The 528-nt window shown below is 43.4% G+C and carries 1 protein-coding gene; it reads left to right on the top strand.

Features of this window, described 5'->3' with window-relative positions:
- Positions 1-374: RNA-guided endonuclease InsQ/TnpB family protein (locus tag I2483_RS19240; protein ID WP_207278653.1), on the top strand; the 374-nt coding region annotated here is incomplete at its 5' end.
- Positions 375-528 lie beyond the last annotated feature (154 nt).

Genomic DNA, 528 nt, shown 5'->3' with positions numbered 1-528 from the left:
GTAGAAAAGAGTATATTCGATTTGTCGTGAGCATACTGGTGAAAACCAAACCAGTATTTATCGCAATCGAAGATTTAAACGTCAAAGGCATGATGAAAAACCGCCATTTATCCCGCGCAATTGGCCAACAAAACTTCAGGCAGTTCAGGGAGTGGCTCATCGCAAAGTGTTTAGAAATTGGAATTGAAGTTCGTCTCGTTGATCGCTGGTTCCCCTCTTCGAAACGCTGTTCGAACTGTGGTGAGAAAAACGTTTCTTTATCCCTCGCCGATCGTACTTTCAATTGTGGAAATTGCGGGTTGGAAATGGATCGGGATTTCAATGCAAGTTTAAATTTGAAATATACAAAGGAATACACGATTGTGACAGAATGAAAACCGTGTATCAATAGGGTGGGCTACATCCGAATTTACGCCTGCGGAGTGCTAAACCAACCGTAGTAGCGGGCAAGTGGCGAGGCGGGGTACGAAGAAGCAGGAAAAGTCTAGCGTAGAGGAACTTACACGTTTTTCTATGTTTTTAGTAGCA

The organism is Sporosarcina sp. E16_3, assembly GCF_017347125.1.
Classification (GTDB): Bacteria; Bacillota; Bacilli; order Bacillales_A; family Planococcaceae; genus Sporosarcina.
The sequence above is the reverse complement of the archived record's forward strand: the minus strand, read 5'-3'. Positions and strand labels throughout refer to the sequence as shown.